This is a genomic window from Nocardia lijiangensis NBRC 108240 (assembly GCF_001613045.1).
In the GTDB taxonomy this organism is placed as follows: Bacteria; Actinomycetota; Actinomycetes; order Mycobacteriales; family Mycobacteriaceae; genus Nocardia; species Nocardia lijiangensis.
The window spans coordinates 22,752-41,992 of record NZ_BDBP01000017.1 but is presented as its reverse complement, the minus strand read 5'-3'; the positions used below and the strand labels follow the sequence as shown (position 1 = coordinate 41,992).

16 protein-coding genes and 1 tRNA gene are annotated in these 19,241 nt (G+C 68.7%); 7 read left to right on the top strand and 10 right to left on the bottom strand.

The genetic code is table 11. The features are described from left to right. Nucleotides 1–55: 55 nt before the first annotated feature. Both NL1_RS06895 and NL1_RS06890 read left to right on the top strand, forming a co-directional pair. Nucleotides 56–1,087, top strand: a complete 1,032-nt coding sequence (locus NL1_RS06895) for a PLP-dependent cysteine synthase family protein (RefSeq protein WP_067835526.1) — start codon at nt 56–58, stop codon at nt 1,085–1,087. Beyond that, entirely contained in the window at nt 1,084–2,487 is a 1,404-nt protein-coding gene (locus NL1_RS06890; protein WP_067835524.1) for an MATE family efflux transporter, read from the top strand. Before NL1_RS06895 ends, NL1_RS06890 begins: the two co-directional genes overlap by 4 nt. A gap of 40 nt (nt 2,488–2,527) precedes the next feature. Here NL1_RS06890 and NL1_RS06885 read toward each other — a convergent pair whose 3' ends face one another. From NL1_RS06885 to NL1_RS06875, 3 genes are all read right to left on the bottom strand, one after another. Then, nucleotides 2,528–3,103, bottom strand: a complete 576-nt coding sequence (locus tag NL1_RS06885) for a TerD family protein (RefSeq protein ID WP_067835522.1) — start codon at nt 3,101–3,103, stop codon at nt 2,528–2,530. Nucleotides 3,104–3,153: 50 nt separating this feature from the next. After that, complete coding sequence (locus NL1_RS06880; protein WP_067835520.1) at nt 3,154–3,636, bottom strand: pyridoxamine 5'-phosphate oxidase family protein; 483 nt, start codon at nt 3,634–3,636, stop codon at nt 3,154–3,156. A 240-nt stretch (nt 3,637–3,876) separates the two neighbouring features. Continuing rightward, the gene (locus tag NL1_RS06875) at nt 3,877–4,332 is read right to left on the bottom strand and encodes a flavodoxin domain-containing protein (protein WP_067835673.1); all 456 of its coding nucleotides are present in this window, start codon (nt 4,330–4,332) and stop codon (nt 3,877–3,879) included. Nucleotides 4,333–4,895: 563 nt separating this feature from the next. On the opposite strand from NL1_RS06875, the gene NL1_RS06870 reads away from it, so the two are divergent. Next, nucleotides 4,896–6,338 carry a stealth family protein gene (locus NL1_RS06870; protein ID WP_156094710.1) on the top strand — a complete coding sequence of 481 codons (1,443 nt, stop codon included), beginning with the start codon at nt 4,896–4,898 and terminating at the stop codon, nt 6,336–6,338. Here NL1_RS06870 and NL1_RS06865 read toward each other — a convergent pair. The 7 genes from NL1_RS06865 to NL1_RS06835 all read right to left on the bottom strand — a co-directional run bounded on the left by NL1_RS06865 (nt 6,286) and on the right by NL1_RS06835 (nt 15,308). Then, nucleotides 6,286–7,275: a phosphodiesterase gene (locus NL1_RS06865; protein ID WP_084510356.1), complete on the bottom strand. Its 990-nt coding sequence runs from the start codon at nt 7,273–7,275 to the stop codon at nt 6,286–6,288. The genes NL1_RS06870 and NL1_RS06865 overlap by 53 nt on opposite strands. Before the next feature lie 112 nt (nt 7,276–7,387). Then, nucleotides 7,388–7,651 (bottom strand): hypothetical protein, encoded by a 264-nt coding sequence (locus NL1_RS06860; RefSeq protein ID WP_067835517.1) that lies wholly within the window; start codon nt 7,649–7,651, stop codon nt 7,388–7,390. 69 nt (nt 7,652–7,720) lie between these two features. Next, nucleotides 7,721–8,812 carry a glycerol dehydrogenase gene (locus tag NL1_RS06855; RefSeq protein WP_067835515.1) on the bottom strand — a complete coding sequence of 364 codons (1,092 nt, stop codon included), beginning with the start codon at nt 8,810–8,812 and terminating at the stop codon, nt 7,721–7,723. A gap of 238 nt (nt 8,813–9,050) precedes the next feature. Next, nucleotides 9,051–9,683: a nucleoside triphosphate pyrophosphohydrolase gene (locus tag NL1_RS06850; RefSeq protein ID WP_084510363.1), complete on the bottom strand. Its 633-nt coding sequence runs from the start codon at nt 9,681–9,683 to the stop codon at nt 9,051–9,053. Nucleotides 9,684–9,862: 179 nt separating this feature from the next. After that, nucleotides 9,863–13,480, bottom strand: a complete 3,618-nt coding sequence (mfd, locus tag NL1_RS06845; RefSeq protein WP_067835513.1) for a transcription-repair coupling factor — start codon at nt 13,478–13,480, stop codon at nt 9,863–9,865. A 384-nt stretch (nt 13,481–13,864) separates the two neighbouring features. Then, nucleotides 13,865–14,512 carry a TetR family transcriptional regulator gene (locus tag NL1_RS06840; RefSeq protein ID WP_067835511.1) on the bottom strand — a complete coding sequence of 216 codons (648 nt, stop codon included), beginning with the start codon at nt 14,510–14,512 and terminating at the stop codon, nt 13,865–13,867. Nucleotides 14,513–14,693: 181 nt separating this feature from the next. Then, the gene (locus tag NL1_RS06835) at nt 14,694–15,308 is read right to left on the bottom strand and encodes a TetR/AcrR family transcriptional regulator (protein WP_067835509.1); all 615 of its coding nucleotides are present in this window, start codon (nt 15,306–15,308) and stop codon (nt 14,694–14,696) included. Between the two features lie 365 nt (nt 15,309–15,673). Here NL1_RS06835 and NL1_RS06830 point away from each other — a divergent pair. The 4 genes from NL1_RS06830 to NL1_RS39305 all read left to right on the top strand — a co-directional run bounded on the left by NL1_RS06830 (nt 15,674) and on the right by NL1_RS39305 (nt 19,199). Then, nucleotides 15,674–15,744 (top strand) — tRNA-Gln (locus NL1_RS06830). Nucleotides 15,745–15,833: 89 nt separating this feature from the next. Next, nucleotides 15,834–17,324, top strand: coding sequence for a bifunctional UDP-N-acetylglucosamine diphosphorylase/glucosamine-1-phosphate N-acetyltransferase GlmU (glmU, locus tag NL1_RS06825; protein ID WP_067835508.1), 1,491 nt, complete (start codon nt 15,834–15,836; stop codon nt 17,322–17,324). Continuing rightward, nucleotides 17,321–18,301 (top strand): ribose-phosphate diphosphokinase, encoded by a 981-nt coding sequence (locus NL1_RS06820; RefSeq protein WP_067835506.1) that lies wholly within the window; start codon nt 17,321–17,323, stop codon nt 18,299–18,301. Before glmU ends, NL1_RS06820 begins: the two co-directional genes overlap by 4 nt. A 148-nt stretch (nt 18,302–18,449) precedes the next feature. Then, a complete protein-coding gene (locus NL1_RS39305; protein ID WP_067835504.1) occupies nt 18,450–19,199 on the top strand; it encodes a hypothetical protein in 750 nt (249 codons plus the stop codon). Nucleotides 19,200–19,241 lie beyond the last annotated feature (42 nt).

The following is a 19,241-nucleotide window of genomic DNA, read 5'->3' as shown; positions in this document are numbered from 1 at the left end:
GCAGCGCGGGGCAGGCGAACCCCCGAGCCGGGTCGCCCATGGATAGGAGACTTGCATGCCTGTCGTCACCCGCGTGACGGACCTGATCGGTCGCACCCCGCTGTTCGAACTAGCCACCACCGCGACCGGCACCCGGCTGCTGCTGAAGCTCGAACAGTTCAATCCGACGGGCGCCGCCAAGATCCGGATGGCGCGCGAGATGGTGCTCGACGCCGAGAGACGCGGTTTGCTGTCGAGTGGCGGGCATATCATCGAGTCCACGTCCGGGAACACCGGGCTCGGCCTCGCGGTGGTTGCTGCCGAACGTGGGTACCGCTTCACCGCCGTGGTCGACCACCACGCATGTAAGGACAAGCTGCGCGCGATGCGAGCGATGGGTGCGGAGTTGGTGTTCGTCGCCGACGAGGGCGACGACAACCTTGCCACGTCGGCGCGGGAAGACCTCGCCGAGTCGATGGCCGCGGCGCAGGCCGACGCCTACTTCACCGAACAGCACAACAACGACGCCAACGCGGTCGGCTACTACGCGGTGGCCGATGAGTTGCTGGAGGACGTCGACCGGGTCGACATTCTGCTATCGGCGGTGGGCACCGGCGGTTCGCTGTTCGGCACCGCGACCCGGCTGCGCCAGCTGGGCTGCCCGCCGCACGTGATCGGTGTGGAGCCGGTCGGCTCGATCGCCTTCGGCGGTCCCGGCGGGCCGTACTGGCAATCCGGCACCGGCACGCCGCCGGGCGCCACCATCGGCACCGCCGTCGACTACTCGCTGCTCGACGAGGGCGTGAAGGTGTCCGACGTGGCGGCCTTCGCCACCGCCCGCGCCGTCGCGGCGAAGCTCGGCCTGATGCTCGGCGGCTCGGCGGGCGGCTCGGTGTACGCGGGGCTGACCCGGCTCGAGGAGTTCCCCGCGGGCTCGACGGTGGTCACCATCGTCTGCGACGGCGGCGAGAAGTACCTGGACACCGTCTTCGACGACGACTGGATGAGCGACCGCGATCTGCTCGACGGCGACACCGAGCGCGAGGTGCTCGGTCTGCTGGATCGCTACTCGCCCGCACGCCGAAAGCAGCTGGTGGAGGCGCGGTGAACCTGGGTGAGTTCCGCGCCGACGGACGTCGGCTCGCCGCGCTGGCGACGCCGATCGCGCTGACCCAGCTGGCTCAGATCGCGGTGTCCACGACCAATATCGCGCTGATGGGCACGCTCGGGGTTCGCCAGGTCGCGGCGGGCGGCCTGGCGATCGTGTTGTTCAACCAGATTCGCACCATGTGCGTTGGGCTGATCACCGGCACCGGCAACCAGATCGCCTCGGCGGTCAGCGCCGCGGACAAGCGCGGTGATTGCGCCGACCGCGAGGTGCGCGAGGTGGTGCGGTCGAGTTTCCTCATCGCGACGATCGCCGGTCTGCTCGGCGGCGCGGTGCTCATCGGACTCGGCTGGTCGTTGCAGTGGCTCGGGCAGGACGCCGGAGTACTCGCCGACGCGCGCCCGCTCATGCTCGCGCTCGCCCCTGGACTGCTGCCTTGCCTCTGGTTCCAAGTGCTGCGGCAGTACACCGTCGGCATGCAGCGTCCGCAGGCCATGCTGCTGGTGACGCTCGGCTCGGTCGCGCTGAATCTGGCACTGGCCCTTGCCTTGATCCACGGCTGGGCCGGGCTGCCCGCGCTCGGCCTCACCGGCATCGGCGTGGCCACCTCCCTGGTCTTCCTGATCACCTTCGGGGTGTTCTGGGCGATGGTGCGCCACGATCCGCGACTCGGCCCCACCCTGTCGATCCGGCCGTGGCCTGTGCACCGTTCGACCGTCGTCTCGGAACTGAAACTCGGCACCCCGATCGCGCTCACCTATGGGTCGGAGGCGGGCATGTTCTCGGTGCTCGCGCTCGTGATGGGCAGCATCGGTCCCGCCGCGCTGGCCGCTCACAATGTCGTCTACCAGATCATCTACATCGTGTTCCAGGTGGCGATCGGGCTGTCGCACGGCGCGTCGATCCTGGTCAGTCACGCGACCGCGCGCGACGAATACCTGCACGCCAAGGCGCTTGCCTGGCTGGCGCTGCGCTACGCCGGGATCGTCGCCGCGATCACCGGCGCGGTGTACGTGCTCGCGCCGGATGCGGTGCTGCGGCCCTTCCTGGAGCCCGGCGACACCGCGACCATCGAGATCGCGCGCACCCTGCTGCTGATCGGCATCGTGCTGCAGTTCTTCGACGCCGCGCAGAACATCGGCACCGGACTGCTACGCGGGCTGAAGGAGACCAACGCGGGCTTCCGGCTGTCCCTGATCGGCTACTGGCTGGTCGGCCTGCCCACCGCGCTGCTGCTCGCCTTCCCGCTCCGGCTCGGCGCTGCGGGCGTCTGGTGGGGACTGACCGCGGGGTTGGCCACCACGGCCGTCCTCATGGTGCGGCGGTACTTCAGTTTGCTCGACGGCATGGCGCACGCGTACCCGCAGCGCCTGCCGGAGACGCTGTCGAGCCCCGGCTGATTCGCCGGGGCCGACCGCTCGGCTTCGGATTCGACCGGCGTCAGAGGTTGACGCCGTAGTCGCGGGCGATCCCCGCGAGACCGGAGGCGTAGCCCTGGCCGATGGCACGAAACTTCCACTCGCCGCTGTGCCGGTACAGCTCGCCGAACACCATGGCGGTTTCGGTGGAGGCGTCCTCGGTGAGGTCGTAGCGGGCCAGTTCGGCGCCGGTGGCGGCGTCGACGACGCGGATGAAGGCGTTGCGGATCTGACCGAACGACTGCCCGCGGGCGTCGGCGTCGTGGATGGACACCGGGAAGAAGATGTTGGTGATCGCCGGCGGCGTCGCCGCGAGATCGACGTTGATCACCTCGTCGTCACCCTCGCCCTCACCGGTCAGGTTGTCACCGGTGTGCTCGATGGTGCCTTCCGGCGAACGCAGATTGTTGTAGAACACGAAGTGCTGGTCGGAGAGCACCTTCAGGTTCGGGCCGGTGGCCAGTGCGCTCGCGTCCAGGTCGTAATCCGCACCGGTGGTGGTGCGCACGTCCCAGCCGAGTCCCACCGCGACCTTGGTCAGGTTCGGCGCTTGCTTGGACAGCGAAACGTTTCCGCCCTTGGCGAGTGTGACGCTCATAATCCCTTCCCCGTACGGCGCTCGGGCGCCGCCTTTCTCGTTGTACCGGTTCAGTTCTGGTCGTCGGACCAGCCGCGCAGGGTCTCCACGCGGCCCTGCAACGCATGCAATTCGGCGGCATCGAGCACGACGCGCTGAATGCCCTTGTCCACCTCGAACGCGGACTGGCGGTGATCATCGATGACCGTGACGTCGATCTGCACCGCGGCGTAATCCTCCGCGCCGGGCATCTGTTCGGCGATCACCTTGGCGGTGCCGCGCGCGCACAGCGCGACGTTGCCACCGCCGAGGATCAGCAGCGCGACCTCGGGGCGCTCGCGCAGCCGGGCCAGCGAACCGCGATCGAACTTCAGGCTGATCAGGATGCGTCGATCACCGGCGCGCACCGGCCAGGAGACCGGAATCGCATGCGGCGCCGGGTCTGTCGTCACCAGCACGGCAATCGTTTCCTGCGGCCACTCCGGTAGTACGTCCAGCTCGGGATGACCGGTCGAGTGGTCTTGATGTTGCGCGGGGCTCGCTCCGGCTGCCATCTTCGTCACCTCATGGATACGTCGCGCGCGACGGGCTGTGTCGCACTGATAGCAGTCTAAGGTGCTGGGACACATGTGCGCTGGCGCTGTGTCGTTTGTCCGGCGGGACCGTGGGTTCTTCCGCCGAAGCGGTTGCTGTTCGTCCGCTTGCGTTGCGTCACTTGCACGCTGGGGTAGGTATGCCTAATTCCGGCATACCCCGCGCAACGTCCCGGTGAGTCGTTGCAGCGGCGGGTTCGTTCAGGCCGAAGCGAATTCGAGAACGGGCAGCGACCGCGCCCACTCGCGCGCCATGTCGCGCACTCGCACCTCGGTGGACGCATCGTGGCGCGCATGCTCGCCGACCTGGACCGCACCGCGTGCGGTCAGCTTCTCGGCCGCAATCTCGCCGCCGCGGTTGAACGTGTCGCCGTAGACGGAATCGCCGAGACCGAACACAGCGAAGCGCAGCCCGGTCAGATCGGGCGTGCGCGCGTCGAGGGCGTCGAAGAAGGGCTCCGCGCCGGTCGGCAGGTCGCCGTCACCGTAGGTCGAGCAGACGACGACGTGGAAGTCGGCGACGTCCAGATCGTCGACATCGAAGTCGGTCATGTCGTAGACCGAGACATCGTGCGCGACGGCCAGCTCGTCCGCGACGCACCCGGCCGCGGCTTCCGAAGTACCCATCTCCGACCCGAACAGAATGACTACGCGCACCGCGCCCGCTCCTTCCCGTCGCCGCTTCGGCATGCATCGATGATTGCTCACATACTTTGGCGAGGCTACCCTAATTTACGGGAGAAGGGTGTGGCCTCCGCCCCGTCCGGGACACCTGCGCGGTTTCCGATTGACGGACGGTCGCCACGGATGCATCATTCAGTAGCAACCCCCTGTTCAGCAGGGGTTCTCCGATCAGCCGGCCGATGCCTGTCCGGCCGAGCGTGCTGCTCCCGGCCGCGCCCCGGTCACATCGCCCGTGAGTCCGGTCAGCACTCCCCACACGACGCTTTTCCGCGTCCGGCCGTGAGTGAGGTGAGAACGATGGTGTACCGATCGTCAGGACTTCCGCGGATCACCGCGTTCCTGCACTACGGCAGCACACCCCATTTCTGACTCCGCACCGCACCGGGCGGGTCCTGCGGCGACGCCTCCGGCGTCTCCTGGACCGCTGCTCGGCTCCCGGTGCGGTGCGGGTGCAAGCGCGAGCGATGGTCGGAACGGCGGACAGGGAGGCGAACATGGACATGGGGGCAGTGAATCCTGCGGGATGGGAGTCGGGCATGGCCCGGCTGGACTACGACACCGACGCACCCGCGGCGAGCAATCTGACGGTCTCGGCGGCGACGATCGCCGATCTCGGCTACCTGCGCGGCCAGCTCGCGGCGGCGGAGGTGCCGTTTCTGCTGGTCAGAGACAGCGGGGACCGGCTGATCCTGGCCGCCGACGCCGCGCACCGCGCGATGGTGCGACGGGTGACGGATGCCGCGCTCGCCGCGGGCTTCGCCGTCGCGCCTGCCGGGCACCGGGTCCTGCGGCTCGGCCGCGACGCCGATCCGGCGCATCACGTCGAACTGGAGCTGTGGGAGTACCGCGGCGACACCGTCGAATGCCCCCGCCCCAACGCGTTGACCCGCGCGGTCTTCGACCTGGCCGACGTGGAGTTCACCCAGGTCCGGATGTTCGACCGCAGCTGGCCGACGCTGACCGACATGTTCGCGCCGCAGATCACCGACGTCGGCTTCGACATCGACATCGTCTTCTCCTGGGTGGACGGCACGGATCCGGAATTCCGCGCGCGGCGCGCGGGCATGATGGCGCAGGTCGTCGTCGGCGAGGGTGACGACGCGGACGCCAGAATCCGCCAGATCGACGAACTGAAGTACGCCCTGCGCTCGGTGCACAAGAACGCACCGTGGATCCGTCGCATCTTCGTCGCCACCGATTCCGCGGTCCCCGGCTGGCTCGACGAACACCCGAAGGTCACCGTGGTGCGGGCGGTCGACCACTTCAGCGACCCCGCGGCCCTGCCCACCTTCAACTCGCACGCGGTGGAATCCCAGTTGCAGCACATCGAGGGGCTCAGCGAGCACTTCCTGTACTCGAACGACGACATGTTCTTCGCCAGGCCGGTGCGTCCCTCGATGTTCTTCACCCCCGGCGGCATCAGCCGGTTCATCGAGGCGGACACGCGCATCGGGCCGGGCCGGAACAACGAGCGCCGCAGCGGTTTCGAGAATGCCGCGCGGGTGAACCGGGCGCTGCTCGCCGGCCACTTCGGGCATGTCATCACCCGGCACCTGGAGCACACGCCCGCGCCGCTGCGGCGCAGCGTGCTGCTGGAGATGGAGGCGGAGTTCGGCGCGGACTTCGCCCGCACCATGGCGAGCCGATTCCGTTCGGCCACCGACATTTCCGTCACCAACTCGCTCTACCACTACTACGCGCTGCTGACCGGACGCGCGGTGCCGCAGGAGGCGGGGCGGATGCGTTACGTCGACACCACCAGGCGCACGGGACTGGCGTTGCTCGACGAACTGGCCGCCGCGCGAGACGTGGACTTTTTCTGTCTCAACGACGGAAGCTTCCCCGAGGTGCCGGAATCCGAACGGGTCGAACGAGTTTCGGACTTTCTCACCGCATGGTTCCCGGAGCCGGCGCCGTGGGAGCGGCTCAGCGCACCGCCTCGTCGTCCGCTTCCTGAGTCGGCTCCCGGCGCTGCATGACGTGCGGGATACGGCCTGCGGGCGGGATGACGATGCCCGCCTCGGCGAGTTTCGCCGCCGCCTCCTCCGGGGTGGCGGGCTCGCCGACGGTCGCGCCCGCCTCGATGGGCACCACCGAGTGCACCACCGTGTCCGGGTAGACGTGCACGAAGTTGAAGGCCTGTGCACCGTCGCGGCCGCGCAGTCCGCCCGTCGCGGTCGCGAGGTCCTGGGTGTAGCAGGTGGACGAGGCGACCGAGACGGGGATGCCCGCGAACGTCCCATAGGTGGAGAAGTGCAGGTGGCCCGCGAGGATCGCGCGCACATCGGTGCCGTCCAGCACGTCGGCGAGCTTGCGCTGGTCACGCAGCTCGACCGTGACGGCCAGATCCACCACGCACGGCACCGGCGGGTGGTGCATGGCAAGGATGGTGCCGAACGGCGCGGGTTCGGCCAGCACGGCGCGCAGCCAGGCCAGCTGCTCGTCGGAGATCTCGCCGTGGTGGTGGCCGGGCACGGAGGTGTCCAGGGCGATGATGCGCAATCCGTCGATCATGTGCACGCGGTCGAACGGTTTGGTCGACGGCGGCTCGTCGAGCAGCTCGTGGCGCAGCACACCACGGTCGTCGTGGTTGCCCATCACCCACACCACCGGCGCGCCGATGTGCCGTGCGAACGGCTCGACCAGCGCGCGCAGCTTGGCGTACGCGTCGGGCTCGCCGCGGTCGGTGAGGTCGCCGGTGAACACCAGCGCTGTCGGGCGGATGCGACTGGCCGCGGCATGACCCAGCAGTGTGCGTAACCGCTGCTCGGCATCGACGTCCCCGTACAGCTCGCCGTCACCGGCGATGAGGTGGGTGTCGCTGAAGTGAAACAACACGTGATCCGGTCGCGGATGCTCCGCGACTCTGCTGATGCGCACCGGACCGAACGTCCCTCCCGGCGGATGGCCCGCCATCGGCTACGGGTTCCAGCCAGAATAGCGAACCCCTACTAACAGCTTTCCCGTCACGCTATGACGACAAGCTTGCAGGAAGATGAGATTTCGGTGTACGAATCGCGGCTGCTGGCTACGCTGCGGACAGCTCGAAACGGCCGGTGAACGCGGGTGTCCGGACCGTGGGGCGGTGTGCGCCTACCTGGTACTCACCGACGAATCGTGACTCACCTGCGGGGTGCTCGGCGATCGAGACCTTCAGGCTTGTGAGGAACAGCACATTTTCGGCGAGCGCCCCGCACGTCACCGCCTGGACGCCGGATCCCGGCGCATCGACCGCCACGGAATTCGCGTTCCGCGACAGGTCGTACACCTGCGTCACCGATATCCAGGTCATCCCGCCCGAGGAGACAGGCGCCGTCGACTGTTCCGCTCGTAGACTGCCCACCGGGCTCGGGAGCTGCCGTCAGCGCCCACCCAGCGCGTCGGCGGCGCGCAGGGCGTCGTGGACCATCTCGGCGTCCACCGAGAACGGCTCGTTGTGGATCGTCTCGCCGGGCGCGGTGGCGCGAGTCGCTATGGCGGACAACGTTTCCGGGTCCGCGTCGGCAAGTCCGAGATCGGCAAGCGAGGTCGGCAAGCCGACACGATCGCAGAAGTCGAGGACCGTGTCGATCTCCTCGCCGGGCGCGCCCTCGAGCACCAGCTGCGTGAGCACGCCGAAGGCGACCTTCTCGCCGTGCAGGTAGGGGTGAGTCTGCGGCGCCGCGGTGAGACCGTTGTGCACCGCGTGCGCGGCCGCCAGGCCGGAAGACTCGAACCCGAGCCCGGACAGCAGGGTGTTGGCCTCGACGATGCGTTCGAGCGCCGGGGTGACGGTGTGCGTGTGGACCGCCGCCAACGCCTGTAGGCCGTCGGCGAGCAACGTGCGGTAACACAGTTCGGCGAGCGCTCCGGCGCTGCGGGTAGACGCGCCGCCGCGCATGTTGCGCACGTGTCCGGTGAGGCAGGTGCGTGCCTCGAACCAGGTGGCGAGCGCGTCGCCCATGCCCGCGATGAGTAGCCGCGCGGGGGCCTGCGCGACGGCCGAGGTGTCGACGAGGACCAGCGCGGGATTACGGCGCACCAGCTGGTATGCCTCGAATTCGCCTGCCTCCGTGTAGATCACCGAGAGCGCGCTGCACGGCGCATCGCTGGACGCGGTGGTCGGACAGCTGATCATCGGCAGCTCGAGATCGTCGGCCACCGCCCGCGCCGAATCGATCACCTTCCCGCCGCCAGCACCCAGCACCGCCGCGCTGCCGCTCGCCCGCACCGCCTCGGTGATCCGCCCGATCTCGGCCCTGCTGCACTCCCCGCCCGACCGGTGCACCGAATACTCGATCTTCGCCTCCCCCAGCGACCGCTCCCACGTCGCGGCGAGCAACCGCCGCGCACTGTTCCCCGCCACGATCAACACCGGCCCCTCGATCCCCAACCGGCGCAGCTCCTCCCCCAACGCCGCCGTCGCATCGCGCCCCTGCACATAGTGCCCCGGTGACGAGAACACACTCAGCATCCGGCACCTCCCGCTCGAGGGGCGCCGACCCCAACGCGGCTACCCCAGCTCGTCCGCCATCGACTCCCAGCCAACGCTACGCGCCCACACCACGCCCCACCGCGGATTCGCCCCCGCGCTCGGGACGCCGCTGGGTACAACGCCCGGCTACGACCGAACGCGGCGATGCGGGCCTGCGGCTGGCTCGGGGGGAACGTCGGCCGGGCGTCGGGGCGGGAACCGCCGGTTCTGGGAACGGTCAGTGCGGCCAGAAGTGGCGCCAGTCGTCCGGGGTGAGTGGGGTGCGGGTGCCGCGGGTGGATTCGGCGGCGTCTTCGGCGGCGCGGATGGCGGTGGCGAAGGCGAGGGTTGCTTTGCGGAGGCGTTCTTCGGCGCTGTCGGGGCCGCCGAGGTGGACGACGCGCAGGTCGGGTGGGATCAGGTCGTCGGGGAGACCGGCTCGGGTGCTGCGGGCGATGACCTTCTCGGCGAGGGCGAGGGCGGGCTGGGCCATGGCGATGCCGTCGAGGCAGGAGCGGCGGGATTTCTCGGCGGACTTGCGTTCCTCCCAGGCGCGTTCCTGGGCGGCGATCTTCGCTTCGACGGTGGCGTCGGGGGCGATGCCGGATTCGATCAGGTGCGGGCTTCGGTTGACGAGCTTGGCGACCAACGCCGCCGCCACGTCATCGACGGTGAATTCGCCTGCGGCTTGGGCAATTCGGGAATGGAAGAGCACCTGTAACAGCAGATCGCCGAGTTCTTCCTTGATGGTGTCGGCGTCGTCGTGCTGAATGGCGTCGAGCAGTTCGTAGGTTTCCTCGAGCAGGTAGGGCCGCAGGGAGTCGTGGGTCTGGGTGACCTCCCAGCCACCGAAGTTCCACAGCCGGTCCATCACTTCGACGGCACCCGCCAAACCCGCGGCCACCAGCGCTACGTCGGCTCCGGACCGCGCACCAGTGCTCCCCGGCGACGCGTCGCGGTCCTCGACGCCGGCCGACCGCGGCGGCGCACCTCGGCTCTCCGATGTGCCGTTGCCCGAGGCGGGACTCTCGGAATTCCCTCCGGCGGCACTCATCGAGCCGCCGTCGCCTCGGTGTCCACCGTGAGATCCACTGCCCCCTGGGCCTTTCCGTCCAGCGCGAGCAGCAGGTCGGCGACGAACTGCAACAGCTGCACATCGCGGACCCGATCCGCGCCGACGCTGTCCTCGACCCTGGGCAGCGGCAGCTGCACGACACCGCTGGCCGCCTTGTAGCCCGCGCTCGGGTAGAGCCGCTTCAACCGCAACTGTTTGGAGTCGGGCAGGTTCAGCAGCGGCGAGATCTTCAAAGTCGTTCCGGTGACCGCGATCTCGGTGACACTGTATTCCCGCGCCACCAAACGCAGCTTCGCCACCGAGACCAAGCGGCCCACCTCGACCGGCAACGGACCGTAGCGGTCGACGAGCTCCTCGACAACTGCGGCCAGCGCCGGATCGTCCTGGGCGGCAGCCAGTTTGCGGTACGCCTCCAAGCGGAGCCGATCGCTGGCGATGTAATCGGGCGGGATGTGCGCGTCGACGGGGAGGTCGATGCGGACCTCCTTGACCTCTTCGGTGGTGATCGGCTTGCCGTCCGCCGCGGCGCGATACGCCTCGACGGCCTCGCCCACCAGGCGCACGTACAGGTCGAACCCGACGCCCGCGACGTGACCGGACTGCTCGGCGCCGAGCACGTTGCCCGCGCCGCGAATCTCCAAGTCCTTCATGGCCACCGCCATGCCCGCGCCGAGATCGGAATTCTGCGCGATGGTGGCGAGCCGGTCGTAGGCGGTCTCGGTGAGCGGCTTCTCCGGCGGATACAGGAAATAGGCGTAGCCTCGTTCCCGGCTGCGTCCGACCCGGCCGCGCAGCTGGTGCAGCTGCGAAAGGCCGAGCGCGTCGGCGCGTTCAACGACCAGGGTGTTGGCGTTGGAGATGTCCAGGCCGGTCTCGATGATGGTGGTGCACACCAGCACGTCGAACTCGCGCTGCCAGAAGCCCTGCACGGTCTGCTCGAGCATGTCCTCGTTCATCTGGCCGTGCGCGACGACCACCCGCGCTTCCGGCACCAGATCGCGAATCCGCTTGGCCGCCTTGTCGATCGAAGACACCCGGTTGTGCACGTAGAACACCTGGCCGTCGCGCAGCAGCTCGCGGCGGATGGCGGCGGTGACCTGCTTGTCGTTGTATCCGCCCACGTAGGTGAGCACCGGGTGCCGCTCCTCCGGCGGGGTGAGGATGGTCGACATCTCGCGAATGCCCGCCAGGCTCATCTCCAGGGTGCGCGGGATCGGAGTCGCCGACATGGTCAGCACGTCGACGTGCGTGCGCAGCGCCTTGATGTGCTCCTTGTGCTCGACGCCGAAGCGCTGCTCCTCGTCGACGACGACCAGGCCGAGATCCTTCCACCGCACCCCGGTCTGGAGCAGGCGGTGGGTGCCGACCACGATGTCGACGGAGCCGTCGGCCATCCCCTCGAGCACCGCCCGTGATTCGGCCGGGTCGGTGAAGCGGGAAAGCCCCTTCACGGTGACCGGGAATCCGGCGACACGCTCGGCGAACGTCTGCAGGTGCTGCTGAGCCAGCAGCGTCGTCGGCACCAGCACGACCACCTGCTTGCCGTCCTGCACCGCCTTGAACGCCGCGCGCACCGCGATCTCGGTCTTGCCGTAACCGACGTCGCCGCAGACCACGCGGTCCATCGGGACCGCCTTCTCCATGTCCGCCTTGACCTCGGCGATGGCGGTCATCTGGTCGACCGTCTCGGTGAACGCGAAGGCGTCCTCCATCTCCTGCTGCCACGGCGTGTCCGAGCCGAACGCGTGGCCCGGCGCCGCCTGCCGCGCCGCGTAGAGCTGCACCAGCTCGCCCGCGATCTCGCGAACGGCCTTGCGCGCCTTGCGTTTCGTATTCGCCCAGTCGGAGCCGCCCAGCTTGGACAGGCTCGGCATCTCGCCGCCGACGTAGCGGGAGAGCTGGTCCAGCGATTCCATCGGCACGAACAGCCGGTCACCCGGCTGGCCGCGCTTGCTCGGCGCGTACTCGATGACCAGGTATTCGCGCCGCGCGCCGCCGACCGTCCGCTCGATCATCTCCACGAACCGGCCGATGCCGTGCTGATCGTGCACCACCATGTCGCCCGCGCTGAGAGCGAGCGGGTCCACCTGGTTGCGCCGCTTGGCGGGCAGCCGCTTGCCCTCGGCGGGCGCGGTGACGCGGTTACCGGTCAGATCGGACTCGGCGACCACGACCAGCCCGGCGTCCTCGAACACCAAGCCGTCGTGCAGGGAGCCGCACAGCACGCCGACGACGCCCGGCGCGGGCTCCGCGCCCGCGTCCAGCGCCGCCGCGGGCACGTCCGCGTCGGCCAGCCGCTCCAGCACGCGCTGCGCGGTACCGTGACCGGCCACGACGACCACGGCGCGCCCGCCCGTGGACACGTGCGCGCGCATCGAGGCGAAGATCGTCGCCACCAGTTCGTCGGAGCCGCGGGCCGCGGGACCGGCCAGCACCGGAAGCACGACCTCCGCGGGATCACCCGACTCCAGCGGGCTCAGGCTCCACCACGGCAGACCGTGCCGGTCGGCGCTCTCGTGGATCACCGGCAACGCGCGGTAGGACGAGGCCGCCAGATCGAGGCCGTGTCCGCCGAGCGGCGCGGCGCCACCGAACGAGGCCGCGGTCCAGGACGCCTCCAAGAACTCCTCGCCGGTGCGCACCAGGTCGGCGGCGCGGGTGCGGATCTTCTCCGGATCGCACAGCAGCACGTGCGTGCCCTCGGTCAGCTGCTCGGTCAGCAGCCGCAGCTCACCGGGCTGCAGCACCGGAAGCAGCGCCTCCATGCCGTCCACCGGGATGCCCTCGGCCAGCTTCTCCAGCATCTCGACCAGCGCCGCGTCGGCCGCATTCGCCTCGGCCACCTCCGCCGCCCGCGCCCGCACCTGTGGGGTGAGCAACAGCTCGCGACACGGCGGCGCGACCACGACGTCCACCGGGAGATCGCCGAGCGACCGCTGGTCGGCGACCGCGAAGGGCCGCAGCTCGGTCACCTCGTCGCCCCAGAACTCGACGCGCACCGGATGGTCGGCGGTCGGCGGGAACAGGTCGAGGATGCCGCCGCGCACCGCGAACTCGCCGCGCTTGCCCACCATGTCCACCCGCGTGTAGGCGAATTCGACCAGGCGACCGAGCAATTCGTCGAAATCGAACTCCGCACCCACCCGCAGCACGATCGGCTCGATATCGCCGAGCCCCGCCGCCATCGGCTGCATCAGCGAACGCACGGTGGTCACCACCACGCGCAGCGGCTCCGGGAACACCTGGTCCTCGGGATGGGCAAGCCTGCGCAGCACCTCCAGCCTGCGCCCGACCGTGTCCGCGCCCGGCGACAGACGCTCGTGCGGCAGGGTCTCCCAGGACGGGAACTGCGCGACCATCCCGCCGAGAATCTCCTGCAACTCGACGGTCAGATCGTCGGCCTCCCGCCCCGTCGCGGTCACCACCACCAACGGCCGCGTTGCCGCCACCGTGGCGGCAACGAACGGGCGCACCGCCGAGGGCGCCACCAACTCGACCGACGACTTCCCGATCAGCTCGGCGACCGTACGCAGCGCGGCATCCGCCCCGGCCGCCGCGACCAGTCCTGCCAGTGGTGGACGGTGGGTGGACATCGACAACTCCTGAGCTCAAGCGGGCGTTTCGAGCGAACTGAGTTTATTGGCGCGCCGGGGCGCGCGTGTTCGCGGCCCCCTGATGTCTCGCGTCCGAGCGGTCGCGTCTCGCGCCTTCGGCGCATGCGTCGCGACCGCTCGGACGCGAGACGGGCCGCGAACGGGCTCGTAAGACTCGCCCTCGGGGTGGTCAGGAGAGCGAGGAACTTGCGCTCGAGTCGAGCGATCGTGGGCCGACCACTCGGAGCGCGACAGAGCTGCGCCCAAATGCGGGTTCACCGGCCCACACGTGGCGTGGTGGACGCCGCTCCTCATGACACCCGTTGGTACACAGGATCATTGAATACCTGGTGCGCAAACCCGTTGCACACCAGCACTTCCTGCTTACGGCACGTAGCGGCGCAGCCTGCGGGCGGCGAATTCGCGGAAGTACGAGAGCTTTTCCGGCGGCACGATGGACGGGAGCAGGAAGTACCAGGCCCGTTCCATGCGGGTGGCCATCTGGTCCATCGACTCGGTGCCGACCGCGACGATGTGCACGCCCGCGGTGACCTCCTGCAGCAGCAGGCCGACGATCTCGGGATCCAGGTCGACTTCCAGATCGCCTTGGGCGATGGCACGTTCGGCCAGAAGGCGATACGTATCGCCCCAGGTCTTGGCGATGTTGTCGCCCTGAGCGCCGCGATAGTCGCCGATCTGGTGGGTGAGCTTGAGCATGGCGCCGACCATCGGGTCGTTCATCGATAGATCCGCCACCACGTAGGTGATGCCGATACACGCCTCGAGCGCGGGCACCCGGGGATCGAAGAAGCCCTGGCACGAGCTGATCAGTCGCTCGTTGCCCTGATCGACGACGGCGCGCGCCAGTTCTTCCTTCGAGCCGAAGTGAAAGTACAAGGCGCCCTTGGTCACGTTGGACTGCGCGATGATCTCGCTCAGGCTCGCGTTCGCATATCCCAAGCGCAGAAAGACATCGGCAGCGCCCGCAAGGACGGAATCGCGAGTGATCTCCGCGCGCGCTTGCCTAGCCATCAGATCCGCCTGTCATCCCTAAAACCAGCCATCCTGAAGTAGACCGACATCCCGAAGTAAGACCGACATACCACCCGAACAGCACCCAGAGGATGGGTGAACCGTACCACCAGGTGGGCGCACGACAGTCAATTCGAGCATTCGTCCGAGCCTCCATCGCAATTCGCTGGTTAACAATCGGTCAGTCGGACGTGCCCGCGGGCCATTCCGAGTTCAGCTGCGGATCGGCCTCCAGATGACTCAGACCGTTCCAGCAGAGATTCACCAGATGCGCTGCCACAACCTCTTTCGACGGTTCGCGCACGTCCAGCCACCACGTTGCGGCGGTGGAGACCATACCCACCAGACCTTGCGCGTACAGCGTCGCCAGGCTGGTGTCGAGATGGCGGCGCTCGAAATCCCCGGCAAGGATGTGCGCGACCTGGTTCACGGCCTCGTTGAGCAGGCTGGAGAAGCGGCCGTCGTCGGTGGTCGCAACCTGGTCGCGCACCAGAATCCGGAAGCCGTCGGTGCGCTCTTCGATGTAGGTGAGCAGTGCGAGCGCCACCTGCTCGAGCCGCACCCGCGAACGGTTCTGGGTGAGCGAGGAGGTGATCATGTCCAGCAGCATCGACATCTCGCGGTCGACGACCACCGCGTAGAGCCCCTCTTTGCCGCCGAAGTGTTCGTACACTACGGGTTTGGAGACCTGGGCGCGCTGCGCGATCTCCTCGATCGAGGTCGCGTCGTACCCGCGTTCCGCGAACAGCGCCCTGCCGATCTCGATCAACTGCTGGCGCCGTTGAGTCCCCGTCATCCGCGGACGAGACACGCTGTTCCGCCTCTCCGTGTCAGGTCGCCGGTCGTGAGTGGCTCGCCGGTTCCGCGCCTGGCCACCGAGCGGGCCGTGCCGGGTTCCTGGCGTTCCTGGCGAGTTGTCCATGTTCATGCGAAATCAGTCGTTGCGTCGGGGGGCTGCGAGGTACCGCGCCCTCGCGCAGAACCTTACCGCGCGGCGGCCACTGTTCCAGACAGCGAGGGGCGTTCGAACGCAGCCGGCATCCCGGCAACCCCGGAACGCGCGCCGAGGCGGGATCGGTTCGACGTGAGACGGGTCTTCATGCGAGGATTCAACCCGTGCCGAGGCACAGCGGCGGTTCATCTGGTCCGCCGGTGTGGCGATCCGCCGTAGTGTAATGGCAGCACCTCTGATTTTGGTTCAGATAGTTCAGGTTCGAGTCCTGGCGGCGGAGCACACCGGCACGGTGACTATCGTTGGCCCCGCACATCGCTGACCAAGCACGTTACAGCCAGCACGATGACAGGCAGCCGAGGGAGATCCATGCCACAGCAGACCGCCGTCGTCGTTCTCGCCGCCGGAGCCGGGACGCGAATGCGGTCTAAGACCCCCAAAGTTCTGCATTCGCTGGCCGGCCGAAGCATGCTCGCGCACGCGCTGCATGCGGCGAACGAGATCGACCCCGCGTACCTCATCACAGTGGTGGGCCACGACAGAGAACAAGTCGGCGCCGCGGTCGCCGAGGTGGCCGCCGAACTCGGCCGCGACATCACCTCCGCACTGCAGGAGGAACAGCTCGGCACCGGCCACGCCGTGCAGTGCGCACTGCGCTCGCTGCCCGAAGACTTCACCGGTGACCTTCTCGTCACCTCGGCCGACGTGCCGCTGCTCGACGGGCACACGCTGTCCGCGCTGCTCGACGAGCACCGCAGCTATACGGAACGCTCCGCCGTCACCGTGCTGACCTTCGTCCCCGAGGACCCGAACGGCTACGGCCGGATCCTCCGCGACGAGGACGGCCAGGTCGCCGAGATCGTCGAGCATGCCGACGCCACCCCCGAACAGACCTCGATCAACGAGGTCAATTCCGGCGTGTACGCCTTCGACGCCACGGTGCTGCGCACCATGATCGGCAGGCTGTCCACCGCCAACGCCCAGCACGAGCTGTACCTCACCGACGTGCTGCGGCTGGCCCGCGAGGCCGGGCACCCGGTGCACGGCGCCCGCCTGGTGGACGCGGCCAAGGTCACCGGGGTCAACGACCGGGTGCAGCTCTCGTTGGCCGCCCGCACTCTGAACCGCTACATCCTGGAACGCCACATGCGGGCGGGCGTCACCATCATGGATCCGGCCACCACCTGGGTGGACGCGAGCGTGCAGATCGGCAGGGACGCGGTGCTCCGGCCGGGCGTTCAGCTGCTCGGCGCGACGGTGATCGGCGAGGACGCCGAGATCGGACCCGACAGCACGCTCACCGACGTGCTGGTCGGCGACGGCGCGAAGGTGGTGCGCACGCACGGCGAGCAGTCCGCCATCGGACCCGGCGCGGCCATCGGACCGTTCAGCTATCTGCGACCGGGCACCGTGGTCGGCGATTCCGGCAAGCTCGGCGCCTTCGTGGAGACCAAGAACGCCACCATCGGAGCGCATTCCAAGGTGCCGCACCTCACCTACGTCGGGGACGCGACGATCGGTGAGCACAGCAACATCGGCGCTTCCAGCGTCTTCGTCAACTACGACGGGGTGCGCAAGCATCACACCGTCGTCGGATCGCATGTACGGACCGGCAGCGACACCATGTTCGTCGCGCCGGTGACCGTGGGTGACGGCGCGTATACGGCGGCGGGTACTGTACTGCGCAGAAACGTTCCACCGGGGGCGCTCGCGGTGTCGGGTGGAGCACAGCGCAATATTGAGAACTGGGTGCAGCGGTACCGGCCGGGAACCGCGGCGGCGATCGCGGCGGCGGCAGCCATCGCGGCCGACGAGATGTCGGGTCAGGCAATCGAGCAAAAGGATGGCAAACAGCAGTGACCGCGTCATGGATCGATAACCAGAAGAACCTGATGCTCTTCGCGGGACGCTCCCATCCTGAGCTGGCCGAGCAGGTCGCCAAGGAACTCGACGTCCATGTCACGCCCCAGACCGCGCGCGACTTCGCCAACGGCGAGACCTTCGTCCGCTTCGAGGAATCCGTCCGCGGTTCGGACGCCTTCGTGCTGCAGAGCTTCCCGGCGCCGGTGAACCAGTGGCTGATGGAACAGCTCATCATGATCGACGCGCTCAAGCGCGGCTCGGCCAAGCGGATCACCGCGGTGCTGCCGTTCTACCCGTACGCGCGCCAGGACAAGAAGCACCGCGGCCGCGAGCCGATCTCGGCCCGCCTGGTCGCCGACATGCTGAAGACGGCGGGCGCGGACCGCATCATCACCGTCGACCTGCACACCGACCAGATCCAGGGCTTCTTCGACGGGCCGGTCGATCACATGCACGCGCTGTTCCAGCTCTCCGAGCACGTGCGCGCCAACTACAGCCTGGAGAACATCACCGTGGTCTCGCCCGACGCGGGCCGCGTGAAGGTCGCCGAGAAGTGGGCCGACGCGCTGGACGGCGCGCCGGTGGCGTTCATCCACAAGACCCGCGACCCGCTGGTGCCGAACCAGGTGAAGTCGCACCGCCCGGTCGGTGACGTGGACGGCCGCACCTGCATCCTGATCGACGACATGATCGACACAGGTGGCACCATCGCCGAGGCCGTGCGCGTGCTGCGCGAGGCGGGCGCGGGCGATGTCGTCATCGCGGCGACGCACGGCGTGCTCTCCACCCCGGCCGCCGAGCGCCTCGCCGCCTGCGGCGCGCGCGAGGTCGTGGTGACCAACACCCTGCCGATCACCGAGGACAAGAAGTTCCCGCAGCTGACGGTGCTGTCCATCGCGCCGCTGCTGGCCCGCACCATCCGCGAGGTCTTCGAGAACGGTTCGGTCACCGGCCTGTTCAACGGCAACGCGTGAGATAGCAACCGACAGCGGCCCGGGCTTCATGCCCGGGCCGCTGTCGTTTCGCCCGGCACGGTGCGCGTTCGGATCGGCCGGCACTGGAGATGGCCGGGCGAACGTGGTACCCATGTGGGGCAATCGAATACGTGAGGGGGGAGCCGCCGTGACCACGCCGCAGGAACCGCGACCCGGCATCGACTTCGGCAAGTCGGGGGCGCAGGACGACAGCCGGTCGGCGGAGACCCAGGTGTACCAGCCGCCGAGCACGGCGCCGGAGACGCAGGTCTACCAGCCGGGACAGGTGTACGGGCCCGGTACCGCGCCGGAAACGCAGGTGTACCAACCTGGTTCGGCGAGCATCCCGGAGATGCCGGTCTATCAGCCGCCCGCGCCGCCCGCCTATCAGCCGCCCGCGCCTCCGCAGTATCCGGCAGGCGGCGTCTATGGGTATCCGCCGCTCGACGGCGCTCCGGCGGGCACGCCGGCCGGGGGCTATCCGCAGCAGCCGAGTCCGTATGACGCGCCGCCCGCCTACCCTGCCGCTCCCGCGTACCCGCCCGCTTACCCCGCCGCACCCGCTTATCCCGCCGCGCCCGCTTACCCTGCCGCACCGAGCTATCCGGCCGCGCCGCCCGGCGGATACTCGCCCTACCCGGCGGGCCCCTACACGCCGACCCAGACGCAGACGCTGTCGATCATCAGCTTCGTCTGTCTCGGCCTCAGTCTGGTCGGAACCGCGCTGTGCTTCTTCCCCATCCTGCTCACCGGACCGGCGGGCATCATTCTCGGGCTCGTCGGTCACGCCAAGAACGAATCGCTCGGCAAATGGGCGGCCATCTCGAACGCTGTGGTGTTGGTGCTGGCGATCTTGCTGGTCGTCTTCGTCATCGGGGTGACGAGCTACTCGTCGTAGTCGCGTGCTCGGCGGTTCCGCGAATTCGCGGCGTCGAGTTAC

What these genes read in the sequence shown, in the direction of transcription:
- NL1_RS06895 (WP_067835526.1), top strand. Translation starts at nt 56, where the DNA reads ATGCCTGTCGTCACCCGCGTGACGGACCTGATCGGTCGCACCCCGCTG.
- NL1_RS06885 (WP_067835522.1), bottom strand. Translation starts at nt 3,103, where the DNA reads ATGAGCGTCACACTCGCCAAGGGCGGAAACGTTTCGCTGTCCAAGCAA.
- NL1_RS06880 (WP_067835520.1), bottom strand. Translation starts at nt 3,636, where the DNA reads ATGGCAGCCGGAGCGAGCCCCGCGCAACATCAAGACCACTCGACCGGT.
- NL1_RS06870 (WP_156094710.1), top strand. Translation starts at nt 4,896, where the DNA reads ATGGCCCGGCTGGACTACGACACCGACGCACCCGCGGCGAGCAATCTG.
- NL1_RS06865 (WP_084510356.1), bottom strand. Translation starts at nt 7,275, where the DNA reads ATGGCGGGCCATCCGCCGGGAGGGACGTTCGGTCCGGTGCGCATCAGC.
- NL1_RS06860 (WP_067835517.1), bottom strand. Translation starts at nt 7,651, where the DNA reads ATGACCTGGATATCGGTGACGCAGGTGTACGACCTGTCGCGGAACGCG.
- NL1_RS06855 (WP_067835515.1), bottom strand. Translation starts at nt 8,812, where the DNA reads ATGCTGAGTGTGTTCTCGTCACCGGGGCACTATGTGCAGGGGCGCGAT.
- NL1_RS06850 (WP_084510363.1), bottom strand. Translation starts at nt 9,683, where the DNA reads ATGGACCGGCTGTGGAACTTCGGTGGCTGGGAGGTCACCCAGACCCAC.
- mfd (WP_067835513.1), bottom strand. Translation starts at nt 13,480, where the DNA reads ATGTCCACCCACCGTCCACCACTGGCAGGACTGGTCGCGGCGGCCGGG.
- NL1_RS06840 (WP_067835511.1), bottom strand. Translation starts at nt 14,512, where the DNA reads ATGGCTAGGCAAGCGCGCGCGGAGATCACTCGCGATTCCGTCCTTGCG.
- NL1_RS06835 (WP_067835509.1), bottom strand. Translation starts at nt 15,308, where the DNA reads ATGACGGGGACTCAACGGCGCCAGCAGTTGATCGAGATCGGCAGGGCG.
- glmU (WP_067835508.1), top strand. Translation starts at nt 15,834, where the DNA reads ATGCCACAGCAGACCGCCGTCGTCGTTCTCGCCGCCGGAGCCGGGACG.